Consider the following 20839-nt stretch of genomic DNA (forward strand, 5'->3'; position numbering starts at 1 on the left):
CCAGGAAGAGTCCATGAGCCTGCCACCGAATCTGGGCCCGCGTAACGGGATACTGTCCTTGACCATCAAGGACAAGTCCGTCCTGTATGCCGCCTACATGCCGTTCATCAAGAACGGTGGCCTGTTCATTCCCACCAACAAGACCTACAAGCTGGGCGACGAGGTATTCATGCTGCTCAACCTGATGGATGAGCAGGAAAAGATCCCCGTTGCCGGCAAGGTCGTCTGGATCACGCCCAAGGGCGCCCAGGGCAACCGGGCTGCGGGCATCGGCGTCCAGTTCAACGATGGCGACAGCGGTGCGCGGAACAAGATCGAGACCTACCTCGCCGGCGCGCTGAAGTCCGACCGCCCCACCCACACGATGTAACCGACTCCCGTTGCAAGCCCGAGGCTGCGGGCGGCTGATGTGCCGCTGGCGGTGTCGCTCTTGCCGTTCGAGGTTTGCCATGCTGATCGATTCCCACTGCCATCTGGACCGCCTTGATCTGGCCGCCCACGATGGTTCTCTTGACGCCGCCCTGGAAGCGGCCCGCGCCCGAGGGGTGAGCCAGTTCCTCTGCATCGGCGTCAGTGCCGACAATGCCGCAGCGGTGAAGGGGCTGGCCGAGCGTTATGACGACGTGCATTGCTCCGTTGGCGTCCATCCGCTGGACTTGCAGCCGGGGGAGTCCCTGGCGCTTGACTGGCTCCTGGGCGAACTGGCCCATCCGCGTGTGGTGGCCATCGGTGAGACCGGCCTGGACTACCACTACGAGCCCGAGGCCGCAGCGCTTCAGCAGCAGGCTTTCCGGTTGCACCTTGAAGCCGCCCGGCTGACTGGCAAGCCGGTGATCGTGCATACCCGCGAGGCGCGCGCCGATACCCTGGCGCTGCTGAGGGAGGCCGCATTGCCCCAGGCGGGCGTCCTGCACTGCTTCACCGAGGATTGGGAGATGGCGCGGGCGGCGCTGGACCTGGGCTACTATATTTCGCTGTCCGGCATCGTCACCTTCCGCAATGCCGACGCCCTTCGCGAAGTGGCGCGCCAGGTGCCGGCCGACCGCCTGTTGGTGGAGACGGATTCGCCTTATCTCGCACCGGTGCCCCACAGGGGAAAACCTAACCTGCCGCAGTATGTCCGCGAAGTGGCCGAGTTCCTTGCAGAACTCAGGGGCGTCGCGTTCGAGGATTTTGCCCGCCAGACCACCGATAATTTCCTGCGTCTCTTCCCGCTGGCCCGCATGGGCTGATTCCGTCGGCACGGGCAAGATTCGCGCGCAAAAAAAACCCGGCTTCTGGGGGATGAATCCGGGTCAAGACCATTAGGAGTAAAACAAAGGAACGCGATCCACGGTTCCTCGACTGGCTGGGCACTTGGGGGGAGATGCCGCACGCCAGTAAGAAGAAGTATTGGCCAATATTCGAACGCGTCCACATCGGGCGACGGCGTTTCTTAAACCTATTTGGAATACACCGTCGCCGGCTGAGTCCTCATGCGTCTGCCATCTGGCGCAAAAGGGCGAGGGTGTCCTCGATCACCTGCGAGCTGGTATAGAAATGAGGTGAAAAGCGAATGCCGCCTCCCCGTTGGGCGCAGACCACCTGTTCAGCTCGCAGCCGCTCGAAGAGGGTTCGATTATCCCAGCCATCCAGGCGAAAGCTGATGATGCCGGCGCGCCGCTGGGGGGACAGTGGACTGAGGATCCTCGCCCCCGGGATTCGCATCAGCCCGTCCTGCAGCCACTGCACCCGCTCCGTCAGCTCGGCGGCGACCTGCTCCATGCCGACGTCTTCCAGCACCGACAGGCTGGCCTCCAGGGCCATGGCCCCCAACATGTTGGGGCTGCCGCATTCGAAGCGCCGGGCACTGCGGGCGGGTTCCCAATCGGGGCGCTCATAGTCGCCAGGGTGTTCCAGCATGTGCCAGCCGTACTCATGGAGTTTCAATTGCTGGCGCAGGTCGGCGCGGCAGTAGAACACGCCCAGCCCTTCCGGACCGAGCATCCACTTGTGACCGTCGGCCATGGCGAATGCGCAGTCGATCGCCTGTACATCGAAGGGCAGGGCACCCAACTGCTGGATGGCGTCGACGCAGAGGAGCACACCGCGTCGGCGGCATTCGTGCCCGAGCCGCTGAAGGTCCAGGCGCAGGCCGCTGGCGTACTGCACTGCGCTGATGGCGAGCAAACGTGTCCGCGGTCCGCAGGCGGCAAGCAGGGCCGATTCCGGGTCGCCGGAGTCCAGCGGAACCTGCAGGGTTTGTACGCCGAAGCGCTCCAGAGCCTGCCAGACGACCCGATTGGAGGGAAACTCCTGATCACTGATAACCACCTGATCGCCCGTCGCCCAATCCAGACCGAAGGCGACGAAAGACAGGGCTTCCGATGTATTCTTGACCAGCGCCAGGTCAGCCGTGGTTGGCGCATTCAGGAGTCTGGAAAGGCGTTCGCGCAGGCGACGCTCGACGATGAGCCAGTCCGGATAGTCCCTTGCGCCAAGGCGCCAGTTCTCTTCGGCGAAGCCTTGTACCGCCAGGGTCGCGCGTTTTGGCCAGGGCGCAACGGCAGCGTGGTTGAGATAGCGGAGCCCGTCGGCGTGGGCAAACTCATCTTGCAATAAGCTCATAGTCGGATGTTCCGTGCATTTTTACGCCAGATAGGCATAATACGCGGCTTGATTTTTGACCCCACAGTCCCTTTATGCAGAAAGAACCCCGTAAAGTCCGTGAGTTCCGCCGTCGTGAGCAGGAAATTCTCGACACCGCCCTCAAGCTCTTCCTGGAAGAGGGCGAAGACAGCGTTACCGTCGAGATGATCGCTGACGCAGTGGGTATCGGCAAAGGCACCATCTACAAGCATTTCAAGTCGAAGGCGGAGATTTACCTGCGCCTGATGCTTGATTACGAGCGCGACCTCAACGCGCTTTTCCACTCTGCGGATGTGGATCGGGACAAGGAGGCGCTGTCGCGCGCCTACTTCGAGTTCCGCATGCGAGATCCTCAACGCTATCGCCTGTTCGATCGTCTCGAAGAAAAAGTGGTGAAGAACAGCCAGGTCCCGGAGATGGTGGAGCAACTGCACAAGATCCGTGCTTCCAACTTCGAACGCCTGACCCTGCTCATCAAGGGGCGTATCGCTGAAGGCAAGCTGGAGGACGTCCCGCCGTACTTCCACTACTGCGCGGCCTGGGCCTTGGTGCATGGCGCCGTCGCGCTCTACCATTCGCCCTTCTGGAGCAACGTCCTGGAGGACCAGGAGGGCTTCTTCCAGTTCCTGATGGACATCGGCGTGCGCATGGGCAACAAGCGCAAGCGCGAGAGTGAGTCGCCTGCAGGCTGACGTATTCAGTACGCCTATGTCGCGGTCGCGGACATGTCGCGTCCCGGCCGCGGGGATATACTCCCGCTAATACCACGCCGGAGCGTCCCATGATCGTCGACCGCCAAGGCAGGCGCTTCCGCAACCTGCGCATCAGTCTGACCGCCGCCTGCAATTACGCCTGCACCTACTGCGTCCCCGATGGCAAGCGCCTGGTGGCGGCTCAGGACGAGCTGTCCGCCGAGGCCATGGTGCGCGGCGTGGCGTACCTGATGGACGCGGCCGGCATCGAGCGGCTGCGGGTGACTGGCGGCGAGCCGCTGGTCAGCCCCAGGCTCGAGCCCTTCCTGCGGGGCGTCAGCCAGCTCGGCCTGGAGGACATCAGCCTCACCAGCAATGGCCAGCTCCTTGCCCGCAAGCTGCCCCTGCTGCTCGAGTGCGGTATTCGCCGCCTGAACATATCCCTCGACACGCTGGATGCGGACGCCTTCCGCCAGATTGCCCGTGGCGGTGACCTGGCCTCCGTGCTCAAGGGGCTGGACGAGGCGCGGGCTGCGGGTATGCGTATCAAACTCAACATGGTTCCACTGCGGGGCAAGAATCTCGACCAGGTGCTGCCGCTGCTGGAGTACTGCCTCGAACGCGGTTTCGAGTTGCGTTTCATCGAGCTGATGCGCATGGGGCACCTGGCTCGTGACCCGAATGGATTCAACCAACAGTTCGTGGGTCTTGATGAGTTGTTGGCCTTGATCGGTTCCGCCCACGAGTTCGTCCAGGCGGATGCGCCTCTGGACGCTACGGCCTTGCGCTACAAGGTGCCGGGACAGGGTTATTTCGGTGTGATCGCCAACGAGTCCGTACCCTTCTGCCGCACCTGCTCGCGGCTGCGCCTGTCATCCACAGGCTGGCTCCATGGTTGCCTGTCGTCCAGCAACCGCCACTATGTTGGCGATCTCCTGGAAAAGCCGCGTCACGAGGCCTTGCCGGCCCTCCAGCGCCTGCTGGTCAAGGCGCTGGCGGACAAGCAGGACCTTGCATTCTCTGGTGGCGTCACCGTGATGAAGATCATCGGCGGCTGATGGCGCGAAAGCTGCATTGGTGCTCTATCCGCCGGATTTTCGTCGCCGGCGCCTGGAGGACACAGGATGCGTAGCTTGATTCCGTTGCTGATGATGCTTGGCCTGTTGGGCTGCATGAAGGTCAGCGACATGGCCGAAGGTACCCGTGAGCAATTGAGCGACGCGGGCTTCCTCGACCACAGCGAGACCCGGCGTACCAGCAACTGGCGGTTGCAGTCGGACTCCTTCATCTACATCGCCCAGGGATACTTCGTGCCCCCCGGCTCGGCCTATCCGCGCCCGAACGTCGTGGCGGAGGAGGCCTTCAACGGCTTTGTGGAGTACTTCCCCATGGTCCGTCGCGCCAAGGGCCCCGCGGGTCTGGAAGACGCCATGGGGCAGGCCCGTTCGGTGGGGGCCCATTACCTGCTGTACGCCCGCTTCGCCAGTGCCGATGACCGTATCGGTACTGTTGAAGAGTGGGAAGACCAGGAGGCTCTGGACCGCCTGGGGCGGGATCGCGGCGTGATCCAGCTGATGCTGATCGAGACCAATACCCGTCATCTGGTGGACTCAGCCCGAATCCGCAATCGTGGCGGTTTCCTGACGTTCTACGACCAGAAGCCCGAGGACCTGATCGGTCCGCCTCTGGAGGAGTATGCTCGCAGCCTGATTGGGCTCAGTCGTTAAGGAGTTGGACATGAGCGATCCTGGCAAGGCCGGCGACCTGCTGGCGCAGATCCCCAAGGGCGACAAGCCCGGAGGTGCGCCTGTGCATCTCTGGGATCCGCCGTTCTGTGGTGATCTCGATATGCGCATCGCGCGCGATGGCACCTGGTTCTACCTGGGAACGCCCATTGGCCGCAAACCCATGGTCAAGCTGTTCTCCAGCGTGATTCGCAAGGATGGGGATGACTACTTTCTGGTGACGCCGGTAGAGAAGGTAGGCATCCAGGTGGATGATGCACCCTTCGTGGCGGTCGAGTTGCAAGTGGAGGGTTCGGGGCGGCATCAGCAGCTGCGCTTCATCACCCATGTCGGCGACGAGGTTCTGGCGGGGGCGGCTCATCCGTTGCGGTTCGAGCTGGACCCTGTCACCCAGGAACCGTCGCCCTATGTCCTGGTGCGCCGTAACCTTGAGGCGCTGATCCACCGGAATGTCTTCTATCAACTCGTGGAGCTGGCCGAGTCCCGTGAGATCGATGGTGCGCCTTGGCTCGGTGTATGGAGCGGTGGTCAGTTCTTTCCCATCGGTCCCTTGTCGTGAGCATTTTCTGCAGCCAATGAAAAAGGCTCCCGAGGGAGCCTTTTCCGTTTTCGCGACGCTGATTACATATTGGGGTAGTTCGGGCCGCCAGTACCTTCCGGGGCTACCCAGGTGATGTTCTGGGCCGGGTCCTTGATGTCGCAGGTCTTGCAGTGCACGCAGTTCTGCGCATTGATCTGGAAGCGCTTGCTGCCGTCCTCGTTGGCGACGACTTCGTACACGCCGGCCGGGCAGTAGCGCTGGGCCGGTTCGTCGTACAGCGGCAGGTTCTTTCCGATCGGGATGCCTGCGTCGGCCAGTTTCAGGTGGCAGGGTTGTTCCTCTTCATGGTTGGTGTTGGAGAGGAACACGGAGCTCAGCTTGTCGAAGCTGATCTTGCCGTCCGGCTTCGGATACTCGATGCGCTGGGACTGGGCGGCCGGCTTCAGGCAGGCATAGTCCGGCTTGTTGTCGTGCAGGGTGAAGGGGATCTTGCCGCCGAACCAGTTCTGGTCGATGTAGTTGAAGGCCCCGCCCACCAGCGCGCCGTACTTGTGGATGGCGGCACCGAAGTTGCGGCTGCGGAACAGTTCGTCGTACAGCCAGCTGGACTTGAAGGCGTCGACGTAGTTGTTCAGCTCGTCGCCGCCTTCGCGGCCGGCGGCCAGTGCGGCGGCGACGGCTTCGGCGGCCAGCATGCCGGACTTCATCGCGGTGTGGCTGCCCTTGATCTTGGCGAAGTTCAGGGTGCCGAGGTCGCAGCCGATGAGTGCGCCGCCCGGGAATACCATCTTCGGCAGGGAGTTCAGGCCGCCCTTGCAGATGGCGCGGGCACCGTAGGCGACGCGCTTGCCGCCTTCCAGGTACTGCTTGATCACCGGGTGGTGCTTGTAGCGCTGGAATTCGTCGAAAGGCGACAGGAAGGGGTTGGCGTAGGACAGGTCGATGATCAGGCCGACGACCACCTGGTTGTTCTCCAGGTGATAGAGGAAGGAGCCGCCGGTGTTCTCGGTGCCCATGATGTCCATCGGCCAACCAGCAGTGTGCACCACCAGGCCCTGCTGGTGCTTGGCCGGGTCGATGTCCCAGATTTCCTTGATGCCGATGCCGTAGTGCTGGGCGTCGGCGTCGCTGTCGAGCTTGTACTTCTTGATCAGTTGCTTGCCGATGTGGCCACGGCAGCCTTCGGCGAACAGGGTGTACTTGGCGCGCAGTTCCATGCCAGGGGTGTAGTAACCCTCTTTCGGGTTGCCTTCGCGGTCCACGCCGAGATCTCCGGTGATGATGCCGCGCACTACACCGTTGTCGTCGATCAGCGCTTCCTGGGCGGCGAAGCCCGGGTAGATCTCCACGCCGAGGCCTTCCGCCTGCTGGGCCAGCCAGCGGCAGAGATTGCCCAGGGAAATGATATAGTTGCCCTCGTTGTGCATGGTCTTGGGCACGAAGAGGTCCGGAACCTTGATGGCGGACTCGGCATCCTTGAGCATATAGATGTCGTCGCGGGTAACCGGAGTGTTCAGCGGGGCGCCCAGGTCCTTCCAGTCAGGGAAGAGTTCGTTCAGTGCGCGCGGCTCGAAGACGGCGCCAGAGAGGATGTGGGCGCCCACTTCGGAACCCTTCTCGACCACGCATACGCTGATCTCCTGACCAGCCTCCGCGGCCTTCTGCTTCAGTCGGCACGCGGCGGACAGGCCAGCGGGGCCGGCACCGACGATGACGACGTCGAATTCCATGTATTCGCGTTCCAAGGTCAATCTCCTCAAGGCTCTTCGATATTTTGTGTTGGAGGGCTAGCTCGATCCCTGACCTGAGCGGGCGCATTATATCCACACGCTCTGCCGGGTCCAATACAAACGTTTGTTTGAATTTTGTGAAACCCTGATAGGATAAGGCTCTGCGGCTTATGAAGGGTCATTTTGCTGTATTGACCGGATTGGGCGTTACGGTCAAGATACGGGCGGTTTTGCGCTCGCTGTCTGGGCTGAAAGTCGGTTCCGGCCGACCTGCATCACTGGCCAGGCTCGTCTTGGCGACATTCTTATTAACCGGAGAGTAACGAGGAATCCATGAAGGTTCTTGTAGCTGTCAAACGAGTGGTCGACTACAACGTCAAGGTCCGCGTCAAGGCGGACAACTCCGGCGTCGACCTCGCCAACGTGAAGATGTCGATGAACCCCTTCTGCGAAATCGCCGTGGAAGAAGCCGTCCGTCTGAAAGAAAAAGGCGTAGCGAGTGAAATCGTCGTCGTCACCATCGGCCCGAACACCGCTCAAGAGCAGCTGCGCACTGCCCTGGCCCTGGGCGCCGACCGCGCCATCCTGGTGGAGTCCGCCGACGAGCTGAACTCCCTGGCCGTGGCCAAACTGCTCAAGGCCGTGGTGGACAAGGAGCAGCCGCAACTGGTCATCCTCGGCAAGCAGGCCATCGACAGCGACAACAACCAGACCGGCCAGATGCTGGGCGCCCTCACCGGCTTCGCCCAGGGCACCTTCGCCTCCAAGGTGGAAGTGGCGGGCGACAAGGTCAACGTGACCCGCGAAATCGATGGCGGCCTGCAGACCGTTGCGCTGAACCTGCCGGCGATCGTCACCACCGACCTGCGCCTGAACGAGCCGCGCTACGCGTCGCTGCCGAACATCATGAAGGCCAAGAAGAAGCCTCTGGACGTAGTCACCCCGGACGCCCTGGGTGTTTCCACCGCGTCCACCGTGAAGACCCTGAAAGTCGAAGCACCGGCTGCCCGCCAAGCCGGTATCAAGGTCAAGTCCGTGGCTGAACTGGTCGAAAAACTGAAGAACGAGGCGAAGGTAATCTGATGGCTATCCTGGTTGTTGCTGAACACACTAACGCCGCTCTGGCAGCCGCCACCCTCAACACCGTCGCCGCTGCCCAGAAAATCGGTGGCGACGTCCACGTGCTGGTCGCAGGCCAGGGTGTAGGTGCCGTAGCCGAAGCCGCCGCCAAGATCGCCGGTGTTTCCAAGGTCCTGGTCGCTGACAACGCCGCCTACGCCAATCTGCTGCCGGAAAACGTCGCGCCGCTGATCGCCGAGCTGGGCAAGGGTTACAGCCACGTGCTGGCGCCTGCCACCACCAACGGCAAGAACTACCTGCCGCGCGTAGCCGCGCTGCTGGACGTCGACCAGATCTCCGAGATCATCGCCGTCGAGAGCGCCGACACCTTCAAGCGTCCGATCTACGCCGGTAACGCCATCGCCACCGTGCAGTCCTCGGCTGCCGTGAAGGTGATCACCGTGCGCTCCACCGGTTTCGACGCGGTTGCCGCAGAAGGCGGCTCCGCTGCCATCGAGGCCGTGGCCACTGTTTCCGACGCCGGCAAGTCCGCCTTCGTCGGTGAAGAACTGGCCAAGTCCGACCGTCCGGAACTGACCGCTGCCAAGATCGTCGTTTCCGGCGGCCGTGGCATGGGCAATGGCGACAACTTCAAGCACCTGTACGCCCTGGCCGACAAGCTGGGCGCCGCTGTGGGTGCTTCCCGCGCCGCCGTGGACGCCGGCTTCGTGCCGAACGACATGCAGGTTGGCCAGACCGGCAAGATCGTCGCCCCGCAGCTCTACATCGCCGTGGGCATCTCCGGTGCCATCCAGCACCTGGCGGGCATGAAGGACTCCAAGGTCATCGTGGCCATCAACAAGGACGAAGAAGCACCGATCTTCCAGGTGGCTGACTACGGCCTGGTGGCTGACCTGTTCGAAGCCGTACCGGAGCTGGAAAAGCTGGTGTAATCACGCTTTCCGGCCTGCCGTACAGGAAAACCCGCTCTTCGGAGCGGGTTTTTTTATGCGTCTCAGTCCGCGCTGTGTTCGAGAAAGGCCTGGTACTGCCGGGCAGTCTCTTCCGGGCGTTCGATCATCGGTGCGTGGCCGCAGTGCTCCATGATGACCACGCTGGGCTTCCTCAACAGCGGTTTCATCACCTCGATGCTGGAAACGTCCAGCACCCGGTCACGGTCGCACCAGAGGAGCAGGGCAGGGGCTTCGATGCGGGGCAGCTCCGGTTCCAGGGGGATGTAGCGCTCCCGCAGCTGGCGGAAGACCTCATCGTAGTGCGCCTCGTTGGCCATGGACTGCTGGGCCAGGTAGGTCTTGACCTGCGCTGGCAGTGACGGCGGCTCGACGAAGACGAATTCCAGCATGCGCTGGAAGTCTTCCGCGCGGCGCACCACCAGCGGGTTGGCCTGACCCTGTTCCAGCAGGCGAAACAGTTCGCTTTCCCTTGGGGCATTGATGCCACTGTTATTGAACAGGGCCAGGCTGCGCACATATTGGGGATGGCGGGCGGCGAGCAGCGCGGCGATATGGCCTCCCATGGAGTTGCCCACCAGATGGACGCGGCCCAGTTCCAGCGCGTCGATGAAGGACGCCACTCGCTCGGCCTGTGTGCCGACGTCGTAGCTGCCGGCGGGGCGATCGCTGTCGCCGAAGCCGGGAAGGTCCAGGGCGATGACGTGATAGCGGGGCGTCAGGTGGCGAGCGAAGCGCAGCCAGTTGTCCTTGTTCGCGGCGAACCCGTGAATCATCAGGACGGTTTCGCCTTTCGCCGGGCCGCCCTCGTAATAATGGATGCTAAGATCGCCTACCACCGTTCGCCGTCCTGACAGGCCGGCCAGATGCTGCTCCACCAGGCGCGCGCCGGTGGTCAGCGATGCGGGTGAGAGGTAGAGCGTGGCCGCCAGTGCCACCAGAATCGCGAAGAGGGTAATGACGAGTTTCTTCATGCTTCATCCTTGTGCCAATAGTTCTTCAAGCCCTCTGTACGCTAGCATGGCGCTCGCCTCGGGTGCCGACGCGCGCGCTGCGGCCAATCGAATGTCCAGTCCGGGATACCACAGATGACAAGACGACCTCACCTCGCCTCCCTGTTCCTGGCGCTCTGCCTCCTGCCTGGGCTGGGGGTCGCCGCTGGTAAGTGCGAGCGTATGGTGGCCACCGGCAATCCCGAATATCCGCCTTACCTCTGGCGCGACCCCGAGAACCCGAAGCGGCTCATCGGGGCCAATGCGGACCTGCTCAAGAGAATCGCCCAGGAGATCGGTGTCAAGGTGGACATCCTCTACACCGGCCCCTGGTCCCGTGCCCAGGACGAGGTGCGTACCGGTCGGGTCGACCTGATCGCGGGCGCCTTCCTCACCATGCCGCGTCTGGAAACCATGGACTACGTCCACCCGCCTTTCCTCGAAACCCAGAGCGTGGTCTGGGTGAAGCGCGACAAGGCCTTCCCCTACAGTGGTTGGGACGACCTGCGGGAACACACCGGCGGCACCCTGGTGAAGAACAGCTTCGGTGAAGCCTTCGATCGCTACGCCAAGGAAAACCTCAGCCTGGAGGAAGTGCCGAGCCTGACCCAGGCTTACCAGAAGCTTCTGCTGGAACGCACCGACTACGTGCTTTATGAGCGTTATCCCGGGCTGGTGCTGGCCGACACCTTGGGCATGGCTGATGACCTTGTCGCCTTGGAACCACCCATTTCCAGTGAGGGTCTGTACCTGACCCTGTCCCATAACTCGGCCTGCAACGATCCCTGGCTGCGCGGACAGCTGGCGAAGAAAATGACAGAATTGGTCGCCGCTGGTGTACCGGGAGCCCTGCTGCAGAACAACCTGGAACGCTGGAAGGCGCTCCAGCTGCAACCGGAGGCTTCCGCAATCCCCGCTGCCCCCGCGACACCCGAATGATTAGGAAACTTCCAGTGAGCAAGACACCCCTGTTTGCTGCCGGACTGGCCCTGCTGGCCCTGTCCGGCTGCGCCAACGACCCCGCTCCCATCGAGCAGATGCGCCTGACCCAGAAGGCGGTGGAGCAGGCCAAGGCCGTGGGCGCGACCGAGCAGATCGAGGAAATGAAACTGGCCGAGGAAAAGCTGGCCCTCGCCGAGAAGAACATGGGCGAAGAAGACTTCAAGCGCGCCCGGATCCTGGCCGAGCAGGCTGAACTGGATGCCCGCCTGGCCGAAGCCAGGGTGCTGACGAAGAAGAGCCAGGACCAGTTGAAGGACCTGGTCGCTCGTATTGATCGCCTGCGCAAGCAGTTGGGGGAAGTCCAGTGAAGTCGAACGCCATACTGGGTCTCGGCCTGATCCTCGGCCTGGGCCTGCTAAGCGGTTGCGCCAGTCCGCAGCAGACCGAGCAGAGCCTGGAGCAGGCTCGGAAGCTGTTTCAGCAGGTGAAGGAAGACCAGAGCGTCCTGGCCAGTGCGCCCAAGGACGTGATCCGCGCCGGTGAGTCCCTTGGGCGCGCCGAGCGCCTGTCCAGCTACTGGGGCAACGACAAGGACGTGATCCACTACGCCTACCTCAGCCAGCGCTACAGCGAGATTGCACTGCAGCACAGCGAGCAGAGCCAGAACCAGACCCGCGCCGCCAAGCTCCAGCTCGAACGCGAGCGCCTGCAACTGGCCCTGCGCGAAGCCAAGCTGCTCAGCGTCCAGCAGCAGGGCAAGTGGCTGGAGGAACAGATGATCGCCCTGGCGGCCACGGAAACCGATCGCGGCCTGGTGATGACATTGGGCGACGTGCTGTTCGACACCGGCCGCGCCGACCTCAAGGGATCCGCCAATCGCACCATCCTCAAGCTGGTGCAGTTTCTCCAGCTCAATCCGCGACGTGTCGTGCGCATCGAGGGATACACCGACAGCAGCGGCGCCAAGGCTGACAACCTTCGCCTCTCCACGGATCGCGCCCAGGCCGTGGCTGACGCCCTGATCGACCTTGGCATCGACGCCAAGCGCATCCAGGTCCAGGGCTACGGAGAAGCCTTCCCGGTGGCGGAGAACGCCTCCAATCGAGGCCGGGCCCAGAACCGTCGGGTGGAAATCGTCTTCTCCAACGAGAAGGGCGAACTGGGCCACGCTCGCTGAGCCCGATCCGGACAGCCCCGGTTGCCGTTGGGCGCCGGGGCTTTTTCATGCCTGGACAAATTCACTGTATCGCCCACACTTTTTTGATCTGTACCGGTGCAGTTTTGCCTGGATCAGATAGTGTTTCGGTTCAGTGATACAGGTGCCGCCCTCATGACCAATCTGTTGCTCTATCAACGCATCGCCCAGCAACTGGCCGATGACATCCGTCGTGGTGTCTACCAGCCCGGAGAGCGTGTCCCCTCGGTGCGCAAGCTCAGCGCCCAGCTCAGCGTCAGCCACGCCACCGTGTTGCAGGCTTATGCCAGCCTGGAGGACCAGGGCCTGATCCGCGCCCGTCCGCAATCCGGCTTCTACGTGCACCAGACGCCCGCCCTGACCGCCTCCACCCCGGATATCGCCCGGGTCGAGCGTCCCGGCCTGGTCACCCGGGCGAGCATCATCCAGCAGGTGCTGGCCGAGTCCCGCCGTGAAGGCGTCTTCCCGCTGGGCGCGGCGGTGCCCCACGTGGACTACCTGCCGGTTCGCACCCTTCACCAGCAACTGGCCAAGGTGACCCGTTTCCACAGCCCGCGCGCGTTCAGCTACATGTTCAGCCCGGGCTTCGAGCCCCTGCGTCGCCAGGTGGCGATCCGCATGCGCGACGCCGGTGTGGTGGTGGACCCGAGCGAGGTGGTCATCACCCACGGTTGCGTGGACGCCCTGCAGATGAGCCTGCGGGTGCTGACCCGTCCTGGCGACCTGATCGCCACCGAGTCACCCACCTATTACGGCCTGCTGCAGCTGGCGGACCTGCTGGGCCTCAAGGTGATCGAGATTCCCAGCGACCCCACCACCGGCATCAGCCTCGAGGCCCTGCAACTGGCGGCCAACCAATGGCCCATCAAGGCCCTGGTGCTTACCGCGCGGCTCAGCAATCCCCTGGGAGGCACCATCCCCGAGGATCGCCAGAAACAGCTCTTGCGCCTGGCTTCGGATTTCGACATCCAGATCGTCGAGGACGATATCTACGGCGAGCTGATGTTCGACCAGGGACCGTCCAAGGCCATCAAGGCCTATGACCTGGACGACCGGGTGATCTACTGCTCCAGCTTCTCCAAGACCCTCTCGCCCGGGGTGCGCATCGGCTGGATGATCGCCGGCAAGTACCAGGCGGAAATCCAGCGATTGCAGACCTTCAGCACGCACTCGGCCTGCAGCGTCACCCAGATGGGCGTGGCTGCCTACCTGGAGAACGGCGGCTATGACCGGCACCTGCGTTACATCCGCCAGGAGTACCGGAAGAACCTCACCGCCTTCCAGCTGGGGGTGCAGCAGTACTTCCCGGAAGGCACCCAGATCACCCGGCCCAACGGCGGTTTCATCCTCTGGATCAGCCTGCCGGCCAAGGTCAACACCAAGGACCTGCATGTGCGGGCGCTGCAGCAGGGCATCAGCATCGCACCGGGGCTGATCTTCAGTAACACCGAGCAGTTCAACCACTGTGTACGGTTGAACTGCGGCATTCCGTGGAACCGCGAGGCCGAGCGCGCCATCATGACCCTCGGCATGCTGGCCCGGCAGCTGTGCCAGGAAGCGGGCCTCTAGAAAAAACGGGCCGGCTTAACCCTGTCCAACGCGGGCGTCCGTCCAAGGGAATGAACAGCTCATTCATTCCCCCTGGAGGCGCCCATGCCCAGTCAATCCCTGTCATCGCGATGCTCCCTGGCCACCGGCTGTGGCCTGGGTGCGCTGCTGCTTCTGGTCGCCTGCAGTGCCCAGGATGCCGGGTCGCCCGGCGGCAAGTCCGAAGTGCCTCCGGCCTCACCGGTCGCACAGCCCGAATCCCTGGCGCGGATGCAGGAGTCGCTTGCCGCTCCCGCGCCGTCATCTCGGGCCGCCGGCTATGCCGTCGAGTCGAAGAAGCTCATGGCGCCCGCGCCCGACCTGTTGCCGCCCGGCTATCGCGACCTGCCCCGGGAGCAGTACCAGCACCTGGCGGACAACCCGGTCCGCGAGGTGGCGCGGGACCCCGTTTCCACCTTCAGCATCGATGTCGACACCGGCAGCTACGCCAACGTGCGGCGCTTCCTCAACGGCGGCCAGTTGCCGCCGGCCGATGCGGTGCGCCTCGAAGAAATGGTCAACTACTTCCCTTACCAGTATCCGTTGCCGGAGGGCGACGCGCCGTTCGGGATCGGCATCGAGCTGGCGCAGACTCCCTGGAATCCCGAAACCCGCCTGTTGCGTGTGGCGATCAGGGCCTCCGACAGCCGGGTCGAGCAACTGCCCCCGGCCAACCTCGTCTTCCTCGTGGACGTCTCCGGCTCCATGGATCGCCGCGAAGGCCTGCCCATGGTGCAGGGCACCCTCAAACTGCTGGTGGACCAGCTGCGACCGGAGGATCGCGTGTCCCTGGTCACCTACGCCGGTGACGCGCGGGTCGTACTTGAATCCACCTCGGGCCGCGACAAGGCGAAGATCCGCTCTGCCATCGACCGGCTCAGCGCCGGTGGTTCCACGGCGGGCGAGTCCGGTATCCAGCTGGCCTACGCGGAAGCGCAGCGGGGCCTGATCCCGGGCGGGATCAACCGCATCCTGCTGGCCACCGACGGTGACTTCAACGTCGGCATCAGCGATTTCGACAGCCTCAGGCGACTGGCGGCGGAGAAGCGCCAGGGCGGCGTGTCCCTCACCACCCTGGGATTCGGCGTCGACAACTACAACGAGCGGCTGATGGAGCAACTGGCCGATGCCGGCGACGGCAACTACGCCTACATCGACACTCTGCGGGAGGCGCGCAAGGTCCTGGTGGACCAGCTCGCCTCGACCCTCTCGGTGGTCGCCCGGGACGTGAAGCTGCAGCTGGAATTCAACCCTGCCCGGGTCAGCGAGTACCGCCTGCTGGGCTACGAGAACCGCGCCCTGGCCCGGGAGGACTTCAGCGACGACAAGGTGGATGCCGGAGAAATCGGTGCCGGCCATGCCCTGACCGCCCTTTACGAAATCGTTCCCGCAGGGGGCAAGGGATGGTTGGAGCCCTTGCGCTACCCGTCGACGCCCAGGGCCGCAGGCAAGGCAGATGAGCTCGCCTGGCTGCGGGTGCGCTACAAGACCCCGGGGGAAGCGCGGAGTCGCCTGCTGGAGCGTCCCATCGCTGCCGGCGACGTCGCGAACCCGCCCAGCGAGGACCTGCGGTTCGCCGCTGCGGTCGCCGCCTTCGCCCAGCAGCTCAAGGGGGGCCGCTACACCGGAGACTTCAGCCTGGACGACAGCCTGCGCCTGGCCCGCGCGGCCCGGGGCGACGATCCTTTCGGCCTGCGTGGGGAGTTCGTGCAACTGGTGGAGCTCGCCCAAAGCCTGCACACTTCGGCACCGTCCCACGCACGGAACGAATGAAGTGAACGCGACCCCCACGGACGATGATGCCGCCTTGCTGCGACGCTACCGCAGCGGCGATGCCGAGGCCTTTGGCGTGCTCTATGCGCGCCACCGCCTCGGCCTGTTTCGTTTCCTCCGCGGCCTCTGCGGCGACGCCGCCCTGGCCGAGGAAATTTTCCAGGAAACCTGGCTGAACCTGATCCGGAGCGGCTCCGAGCCCCTCGGGCAGGCCAGCTTCCGCACCTGGCTCTACCAGATCGCCCGCAACCGCCTGATCGACCATTGGCGCAAGCAGGGTCGCCTGCAGGCCAGGCTGGAGGCCTTCGACGAGTCGCTGCACGCCGATGCCCTCCCAGGCCGCAGCCCGGAGCCCGACCATGAGCTGGTGCTGAGCCGGGACCGGCAGCGGCTGCATGCGGCCCTGGACGAGCTGCCAGGCGAACAGCGGGAGGTTTTCCTGCTGCGGGCCCACGGTGATCTGGAGTTGGTCGAGATCGCCGAACTCACCCGCACCCCCGCCGAGACGGTGAAGAGCCGTCTCCGCTATGCATTGCAGAAGTTGCGTCGGCTGCTGGCCGACCCGGCCGAGGCCGAGGAGGTATCCCCATGAACCGAGACCCGCACGAACCCGATGCCCTGGAACGGGAGCTGCTCGAACACTACCGCCGACACAGCCATGACGAACCCGGTACCGCCCTGGACCAGCGCATCCTCGCCGCCGCGGCGCAGGCCGCCCAGCGTCCTGCGCCGTCCCGGCCGGGCCTGGGCGAACGCCTGCACGCCTGGCTCTTCGGCCCTGGCGGCCGCCAGCGCTGGGCGGTGGCGATGGCGGGCTTCGCCACCCTGGGCATTGGCCTCAGCCTGACCCTGAGGACCCAGCAACAGGCCGAGGAGCGCTTCGATGCGCCGCCGGCCAGCGTCGCCCCCCAAGTCGCCCCGGCTCCGGCCCGGTCGGCTCAGGCTCCGTCTGCGCGGCTGGCCGAGCCCGCCACGGCGGAGAAGAAAAAGGCCGAGGCACTCTCCCATCAACTCGAGCGTGGAGAGGGGGTACGGATGCCGGAGCCGGCGGTGGCTCCGTTGATGGAGTCGGCCGCACCGGAGGTGCAACCCGAGCCGGAGGCCAGCCTGCGCCTCGTGCTGCAATTGAAGGCCGAGGGCAAGCCTGCGGATGCCCAGCGGTTGCTCGACGAGCTCCAGGCGCGCTTTCCACAGCGTGATATGGCGGCCGAGTTGCGCAGGCTGGAATCCCGGCCTTGATGTCGGGCTTGCCTGGGGTGCAGGGAAGAGGGAGCATGGCGCCATCCCCGATAGCCGCCCCCGTCATCATGCGATCGATCAGTTCCCTGTGTGCTGCGCTGGCCTTGCTCCTGCTGGCCGGCTGCGACAAGGAGCCGCCGGCGCCGCCCAAGGCCCCACCGGCCCCACCGCCCATCACCCGTGCTCCCGAGCCCGTCGCCCCGGGGGCCGGCGAACCCGCGCAAGTCGCACCGCCTCCTGAGCCGGTGCCAGCGACGCCCGAACCGGCCCCCAAGCCGGTTTCGCCACCACCGGCGCCGGCCAACGCCACGCCGCCGGAGCCGCCCAGTGCCAAGGCGCCCCTGCCCAAGGTCAAGCTCGACCTCAGCCTGCCCAGCGAGCTGGTGGAGCAGGTCCAGCCGGGTGACGCCACCGACGCCCTCCCGGAGCAGCCCTTGCTGCCGCAGATGTTCGTGGAGAAGCCGCTGCCGGAAAGCCCGTTCCAGCTCAATGGCAAGCTGATCACCAATGAGCGCGAGGACGACTACTGGCGCTCCGTGGAGGGGGCCGAGCTGCAATTCGAGTTCAAGCGGTAGCGATCGGCGCCTGAGTGCTGGCGTCGCCCCTCGGGTGCAGTCGGCAGGATGGCGTGGAGTTCAGCTAAACCCAGGGCGTGCCTTGACCCCGCACCGCCGCCGCTGGTGCGGAGGACGGTTCGGCATGTCCGCCTTCCCCAGGCGCCGGGCTCAATCGAGGAACAGGTCGGGCACCAGGCTGCCGCCCTCCGGGTCGAAGCGGTAGTGCTCGAATTCGGTCTGGCCCAGCTCGCGGAGGATGTCCTCGTCCACCATCAGGCGCCCGGTGATGCGGCGGCCTTCACTGGACAGGATGGCGTGGGCGGCGTCGGCCATGATGACCGGGGTGCGGGCGCGCTTGAAGGCGTCGCGGCTGCCCAGTTCGAACTCGATGGCGGCGGTGGCGATCATGGTCCTTGGCCACAGCGAGTTGACGCTGATGCCGTACTTCTTGAACTCCTCGCTCATGCCCAGCGTGAGCATGCTCATGCCGTACTTGGTCACGGTGTAGGGGCCGTGCTGGGCGAACCATTTCGGATCCAGGTTGAGCGGTGGGGAGAGATTGAGGATGTGCCCGCCCGCGCTTTTCTTCAGGTAGGGCAGGGCGGCCTGGCTGCAGACCATCACCGCGCGGGTGTTGATCTGGTACATCAGGTCGAAGCGCTTGGGCTCCAATCGTTCCACCCCCACCAGCTTGATGGCGCCGGCGTTGTTGACCAGCGCGTCGACACCGCCGAAGTGCCCGGCGGCCCTGGCCATGGCCTCGCGCACGGCGGACTCGTCACGCACGTCCAGCTGCAAGGGCAGGGCGCGGCCGCCAGCGGCTTCCACTTCCTCGGCGACGCTGTGGATGGTGCCTTCCAGCTTGGGATGGGGTTCGGCGCTCTTGGCGGCGATCACGATGTTGGCGCCATCGGCAGCGGCGCGCAGGGCGATCTCGCGGCCGATGCCACGGCTGGCACCGGTGATGAACAGGGTCTTGCCGGAAAGGGACATGGGGTTGCTCCTGTTGTTGTCTGGGCCCTGGCTACTCAATGCAGTCGAGCCGTGCGGTTCGAGCGGTTGTTCAATCGGCGGCTTCGACTTCCACCAGCACCTGGCGGCTCTTCACCTGGTCGCCGGCATTGACCTGCACGCGGCGGACGGTGCCATCCATTGCGGCTTTCAGCGGGTGTTCCATCTTCATGGCTTCCAGCACCACCAGCAGCTGGCCCTTGCCGACCCGGGCGCCTTCTTCCACCAGTACTTCGACTATGGCGCCGTCCATGGGCGCCCTGACCGTGCCGGAGGCGGCGCCGGCCTGGCCGCCGGCGGGTTCGTGGGTGACGTCCTGCAGTTCGACGCTACCCTGGTGGCCCTTGAGCCACAGGCGTTCGCCGTCCTGATGGTAGGCGAGGCGGCGGCGGATGCCGTCCAGCTCGAGGGTGGCCCAGCGGCCGTCGCAGGCCAGCAGGCGCACGGCGATGGACTGGCCGGCGACCCGCGCTTGCAGCTGCGGTTGCGGGCCGCTGGCGCGGACGTCCAGCAGCACCTCGTGCTTTTCCTCGCCCTGGCGCAGCACCAGGCGCCAGGGCGCGCTACCGGCGCTGCGCCAGCCGGCGAGGCCAATCTGGTGGGCGCGGGATTCGGCGGAGGACTGGAAGAGCAGGGTGGCGGCGGCGGCCAGTTCGACGGCCGGCAGCGGCTGCGGAGCCAGGCTTGGATCGTCGGCGAAGTGCTCGCCGATGAAGGCGGTGGTGGCGCGACCGGCGGCGAACTCCGGGTGCGCCAGCAGGTTGGCGAGGAACCGCTGGTTGCCCTTGACGCCCAGCAGCACGCTGTCCTCCACGGCGCGGATCAACTTGCGCCGGGCCTCGTCGCGGGTGGCACCCCAGGCGATCACCTTGGCCAGCATGGGATCGTAGAAAGGCGTTACCGGCTGGCCTTCCACCAGGCCGTGATCGATACGGATGCCGGTGCCACTGGCCGGCTCCCAGCGCAGCACCTCACCGGTCTGCGGCAGGAAGCCGGCGGCCGGGTCTTCGGCGTAGAGGCGCACCTCCATGGCGTGGCCGTCGAGGCGGATGTCATCCTGTGCCAGCGGCAGCGCCTCGCCGGCGGCGACGCGGATCTGCCAGGCCACCAGGTCGAGCCCGGTGACCAGCTCGGTGACGGGGTGCTCCACCTGCAGGCGGGTATTCATCTCCAGGAAGTAGAAGCGGCCCTCGGCATCCAGCAGGAATTCCACGGTGCCCGCGCCCAGGTAGTTGACCGAAGCGGCGGCCTTCACCGCGGCCTCGCCCATGGCCTGGCGCAGTTCCGGGGTCATCACCGGGCAGGGGGCTTCTTCCACCACTTTCTGGTGGCGGCGCTGCACCGAGCAGTCGCGCTCGCCGAGGTAGAGGATGTGGCCGTGGCGGTCGCCGAATACCTGGATCTCCACGTGGCGGGGCTGGATCACCGCGCGTTCGAGGATCAGTTCGCCGCTGCCGAAGGCGTTCTGCGCTTCTGAGCGCGCGGTGCGGATCTGCGCCGCCAGCTCGCTCGCCTCGTGCACCAGGCGCATGCCGCGCCCGCCGCCGCCGGCGCTGGCCTTGATCATCAGCGGGTAGCCGATGCGCTCGGCCTCGTGGGCGAGGGTGGCGTCGTCCTGCTCGGTGCCCTCAAAGCCGGGGATGCAGGGCACGCCGGCTTCCAGCATGGCGATCTTCGACAGGCGCTTGCTGCCCATCAGGTGGATGGCCTCCACGGTCGGACCGATGAAGGTGATGCCGGCGGCCTCGCAGGCGCGCGCAAAGGCGGCGTTCTCGGAGAGGAAGCCGTAGCCCGGGTGCACCGCGTCCGCGCCGGTGCGCCGCGCGGCGTCGAGGATGGCCTCGACGCACAGGTAGGACTGGCCCACAGGCGCCGGGCCGATGCACACCGCCTCGTCGGCCAGTTGCACGTGGCGGGCGTCGCGGTCGGCCTCGCTGTGCACGGCGACGGTGCGGTAGCCCAGGTCATGGGCGGTGCGCATCACGCGGCAGGCGATCTCGCCACGGTTGGCGATGAGGATCTTGTTGAATGCGGGCATCTTCGTGCTCCTGCTGGGGGACCGGAGGGCATCCGGGGCCCGGGCTGTTTGCGTTCGGTGTTGCCGGTGGATGTGAAGAGCGACATCCACCCTACGGTTGTCTCGGTGTTGCGGGGGATCGGGTGTGTCGATCCGCCTG

21 protein-coding genes are annotated in these 20839 nt (G+C 65.1%); 16 read left to right on the top strand and 5 right to left on the bottom strand.

Annotated features, from left to right (window positions below):
- Positions 1-13 precede the first annotated feature (13 nt).
- Positions 14-370 carry a PilZ domain-containing protein gene (locus tag KF707C_RS09630; RefSeq protein WP_028627861.1) on the top strand — a complete coding sequence of 119 codons (357 nt, stop codon included), beginning with the start codon at positions 14-16 and terminating at the stop codon, positions 368-370.
- 79 nt (positions 371-449) lie between these two features.
- The gene (locus KF707C_RS09635) at positions 450-1232 is read left to right on the top strand and encodes a TatD family hydrolase (protein ID WP_004422325.1); all 783 of its coding nucleotides are present in this window, start codon (positions 450-452) and stop codon (positions 1230-1232) included.
- Between the two features lie 241 nt (positions 1233-1473).
- Here KF707C_RS09635 and KF707C_RS09640 read toward each other — a convergent pair whose 3' ends face one another.
- Positions 1474-2607, bottom strand: a complete 1134-nt coding sequence (locus KF707C_RS09640; RefSeq protein ID WP_004422327.1) for an aminotransferase class V-fold PLP-dependent enzyme — start codon at positions 2605-2607, stop codon at positions 1474-1476.
- A gap of 74 nt (positions 2608-2681) precedes the next feature.
- Here KF707C_RS09640 and KF707C_RS09645 point away from each other — a divergent pair, with 74 nt between their 5' ends.
- From KF707C_RS09645 to KF707C_RS09660, 4 genes are all read left to right on the top strand, one after another.
- Complete coding sequence (locus tag KF707C_RS09645; RefSeq protein ID WP_004422328.1) at positions 2682-3320, top strand: TetR/AcrR family transcriptional regulator; 639 nt, start codon at positions 2682-2684, stop codon at positions 3318-3320.
- Positions 3321-3409: 89 nt separating this feature from the next.
- Complete coding sequence (locus tag KF707C_RS09650; protein WP_004422330.1) at positions 3410-4378, top strand: GTP 3',8-cyclase MoaA; 969 nt, start codon at positions 3410-3412, stop codon at positions 4376-4378.
- A gap of 66 nt (positions 4379-4444) precedes the next feature.
- Positions 4445-5047: a DUF4823 domain-containing protein gene (locus KF707C_RS09655; RefSeq protein ID WP_036994140.1), complete on the top strand. Its 603-nt coding sequence runs from the start codon at positions 4445-4447 to the stop codon at positions 5045-5047.
- Positions 5048-5057: 10 nt separating this feature from the next.
- Positions 5058-5624, top strand: coding sequence for a DUF1285 domain-containing protein (locus tag KF707C_RS09660; RefSeq protein WP_004422334.1), 567 nt, complete (start codon positions 5058-5060; stop codon positions 5622-5624).
- A 62-nt stretch (positions 5625-5686) separates the two neighbouring features.
- Here the strand turns inward: KF707C_RS09660 and KF707C_RS09665 are convergent, their stop codons facing one another.
- Entirely contained in the window at positions 5687-7351 is a 1665-nt protein-coding gene (locus tag KF707C_RS09665) for an electron transfer flavoprotein-ubiquinone oxidoreductase (RefSeq protein WP_004422337.1), read from the bottom strand.
- A 318-nt stretch (positions 7352-7669) separates the two neighbouring features.
- Between KF707C_RS09665 and KF707C_RS09670 the strand changes: the two genes are divergently transcribed.
- Positions 7670-8419, top strand: coding sequence for an electron transfer flavoprotein subunit beta/FixA family protein (locus KF707C_RS09670; RefSeq protein ID WP_004422339.1), 750 nt, complete (start codon positions 7670-7672; stop codon positions 8417-8419).
- On the top strand, positions 8419-9348 hold the full coding sequence (locus KF707C_RS09675; RefSeq protein WP_004422341.1) for an electron transfer flavoprotein subunit alpha/FixB family protein: 930 nt from the start codon (positions 8419-8421) through the stop codon (positions 9346-9348). The genes KF707C_RS09670 and KF707C_RS09675 overlap by 1 nt, the downstream gene beginning before the upstream one ends.
- Before the next feature lie 62 nt (positions 9349-9410).
- Here the strand turns inward: KF707C_RS09675 and KF707C_RS09680 are convergent, their stop codons facing one another.
- Positions 9411-10340 (bottom strand): alpha/beta fold hydrolase, encoded by a 930-nt coding sequence (locus KF707C_RS09680; protein WP_004422344.1) that lies wholly within the window; start codon positions 10338-10340, stop codon positions 9411-9413.
- A 114-nt stretch (positions 10341-10454) separates the two neighbouring features.
- Here KF707C_RS09680 and KF707C_RS09685 point away from each other — a divergent pair, with 114 nt between their 5' ends.
- The 8 genes from KF707C_RS09685 (at position 10455) to KF707C_RS29925 (ending at position 17669) form a co-directional block, all read left to right on the top strand.
- Positions 10455-11297 carry a substrate-binding periplasmic protein gene (locus KF707C_RS09685; protein ID WP_036994143.1) on the top strand — a complete coding sequence of 281 codons (843 nt, stop codon included), beginning with the start codon at positions 10455-10457 and terminating at the stop codon, positions 11295-11297.
- Positions 11298-11311: 14 nt separating this feature from the next.
- Positions 11312-11668: a DUF4398 domain-containing protein gene (locus tag KF707C_RS09690; RefSeq protein WP_004422349.1), complete on the top strand. Its 357-nt coding sequence runs from the start codon at positions 11312-11314 to the stop codon at positions 11666-11668.
- The gene (locus KF707C_RS09695; RefSeq protein WP_004422351.1) at positions 11665-12477 is read left to right on the top strand and encodes an OmpA family protein; all 813 of its coding nucleotides are present in this window, start codon (positions 11665-11667) and stop codon (positions 12475-12477) included. Before KF707C_RS09690 ends, KF707C_RS09695 begins: the two co-directional genes overlap by 4 nt.
- A 153-nt stretch (positions 12478-12630) precedes the next feature.
- Positions 12631-14064 (top strand): aminotransferase-like domain-containing protein, encoded by a 1434-nt coding sequence (locus KF707C_RS09700; RefSeq protein WP_004422353.1) that lies wholly within the window; start codon positions 12631-12633, stop codon positions 14062-14064.
- 84 nt (positions 14065-14148) lie between these two features.
- Positions 14149-15855 (top strand): vWA domain-containing protein, encoded by a 1707-nt coding sequence (locus KF707C_RS09705; protein WP_004422355.1) that lies wholly within the window; start codon positions 14149-14151, stop codon positions 15853-15855.
- Between the two features lies 1 nt (position 15856).
- Positions 15857-16447, top strand: coding sequence for an RNA polymerase sigma factor (locus KF707C_RS09710; RefSeq protein WP_036994146.1), 591 nt, complete (start codon positions 15857-15859; stop codon positions 16445-16447).
- On the top strand, positions 16444-17094 hold the full coding sequence (locus KF707C_RS09715) for a flagellar biosynthesis protein FlhF (RefSeq protein ID WP_004422359.1): 651 nt from the start codon (positions 16444-16446) through the stop codon (positions 17092-17094). Before KF707C_RS09710 ends, KF707C_RS09715 begins: the two co-directional genes overlap by 4 nt.
- A 35-nt stretch (positions 17095-17129) precedes the next feature.
- Positions 17130-17669, top strand: coding sequence for a hypothetical protein (locus tag KF707C_RS29925; RefSeq protein WP_269148408.1), 540 nt, complete (start codon positions 17130-17132; stop codon positions 17667-17669).
- Positions 17670-17819: 150 nt separating this feature from the next.
- On the opposite strand, the gene KF707C_RS09725 is transcribed toward KF707C_RS29925, so the two are convergent.
- Positions 17820-18644: an SDR family oxidoreductase gene (locus KF707C_RS09725; protein ID WP_004422363.1), complete on the bottom strand. Its 825-nt coding sequence runs from the start codon at positions 18642-18644 to the stop codon at positions 17820-17822.
- Positions 18645-18714: 70 nt separating this feature from the next.
- Positions 18715-20700 (bottom strand): acetyl/propionyl/methylcrotonyl-CoA carboxylase subunit alpha, encoded by a 1986-nt coding sequence (locus tag KF707C_RS09730; RefSeq protein ID WP_004422366.1) that lies wholly within the window; start codon positions 20698-20700, stop codon positions 18715-18717.
- Between the last annotated feature and the right edge of the window lie 139 nt (positions 20701-20839).

This window comes from Pseudomonas furukawaii (assembly GCF_002355475.1).
Lineage (GTDB): Bacteria > Pseudomonadota > Gammaproteobacteria > Pseudomonadales > Pseudomonadaceae > Metapseudomonas > Metapseudomonas furukawaii.

Bases quoted from the DNA above. Each gene is read 5' to 3' on its own strand.
- KF707C_RS09630 (WP_028627861.1), top strand. From the start codon at position 14: ATGAGCCTGCCACCGAATCTGGGCCCGCGTAACGGGATACTGTCCTTG.
- KF707C_RS09635 (WP_004422325.1), top strand. From the start codon at position 450: ATGCTGATCGATTCCCACTGCCATCTGGACCGCCTTGATCTGGCCGCC.
- KF707C_RS09640 (WP_004422327.1), bottom strand. From the start codon at position 2,607: ATGAGCTTATTGCAAGATGAGTTTGCCCACGCCGACGGGCTCCGCTAT.
- KF707C_RS09645 (WP_004422328.1), top strand. From the start codon at position 2,682: ATGCAGAAAGAACCCCGTAAAGTCCGTGAGTTCCGCCGTCGTGAGCAG.
- KF707C_RS09650 (WP_004422330.1), top strand. From the start codon at position 3,410: ATGATCGTCGACCGCCAAGGCAGGCGCTTCCGCAACCTGCGCATCAGT.
- KF707C_RS09655 (WP_036994140.1), top strand. From the start codon at position 4,445: ATGCGTAGCTTGATTCCGTTGCTGATGATGCTTGGCCTGTTGGGCTGC.
- KF707C_RS09660 (WP_004422334.1), top strand. From the start codon at position 5,058: ATGAGCGATCCTGGCAAGGCCGGCGACCTGCTGGCGCAGATCCCCAAG.
- KF707C_RS09670 (WP_004422339.1), top strand. From the start codon at position 7,670: ATGAAGGTTCTTGTAGCTGTCAAACGAGTGGTCGACTACAACGTCAAG.
- KF707C_RS09675 (WP_004422341.1), top strand. From the start codon at position 8,419: ATGGCTATCCTGGTTGTTGCTGAACACACTAACGCCGCTCTGGCAGCC.
- KF707C_RS09680 (WP_004422344.1), bottom strand. From the start codon at position 10,340: ATGAAGAAACTCGTCATTACCCTCTTCGCGATTCTGGTGGCACTGGCG.
- KF707C_RS09685 (WP_036994143.1), top strand. From the start codon at position 10,455: ATGACAAGACGACCTCACCTCGCCTCCCTGTTCCTGGCGCTCTGCCTC.
- KF707C_RS09700 (WP_004422353.1), top strand. From the start codon at position 12,631: ATGACCAATCTGTTGCTCTATCAACGCATCGCCCAGCAACTGGCCGAT.
- KF707C_RS09705 (WP_004422355.1), top strand. From the start codon at position 14,149: ATGCCCAGTCAATCCCTGTCATCGCGATGCTCCCTGGCCACCGGCTGT.
- KF707C_RS09715 (WP_004422359.1), top strand. From the start codon at position 16,444: ATGAACCGAGACCCGCACGAACCCGATGCCCTGGAACGGGAGCTGCTC.
- KF707C_RS29925 (WP_269148408.1), top strand. From the start codon at position 17,130: ATGGCGCCATCCCCGATAGCCGCCCCCGTCATCATGCGATCGATCAGT.
- KF707C_RS09725 (WP_004422363.1), bottom strand. From the start codon at position 18,644: ATGTCCCTTTCCGGCAAGACCCTGTTCATCACCGGTGCCAGCCGTGGC.
- KF707C_RS09730 (WP_004422366.1), bottom strand. From the start codon at position 20,700: ATGCCCGCATTCAACAAGATCCTCATCGCCAACCGTGGCGAGATCGCC.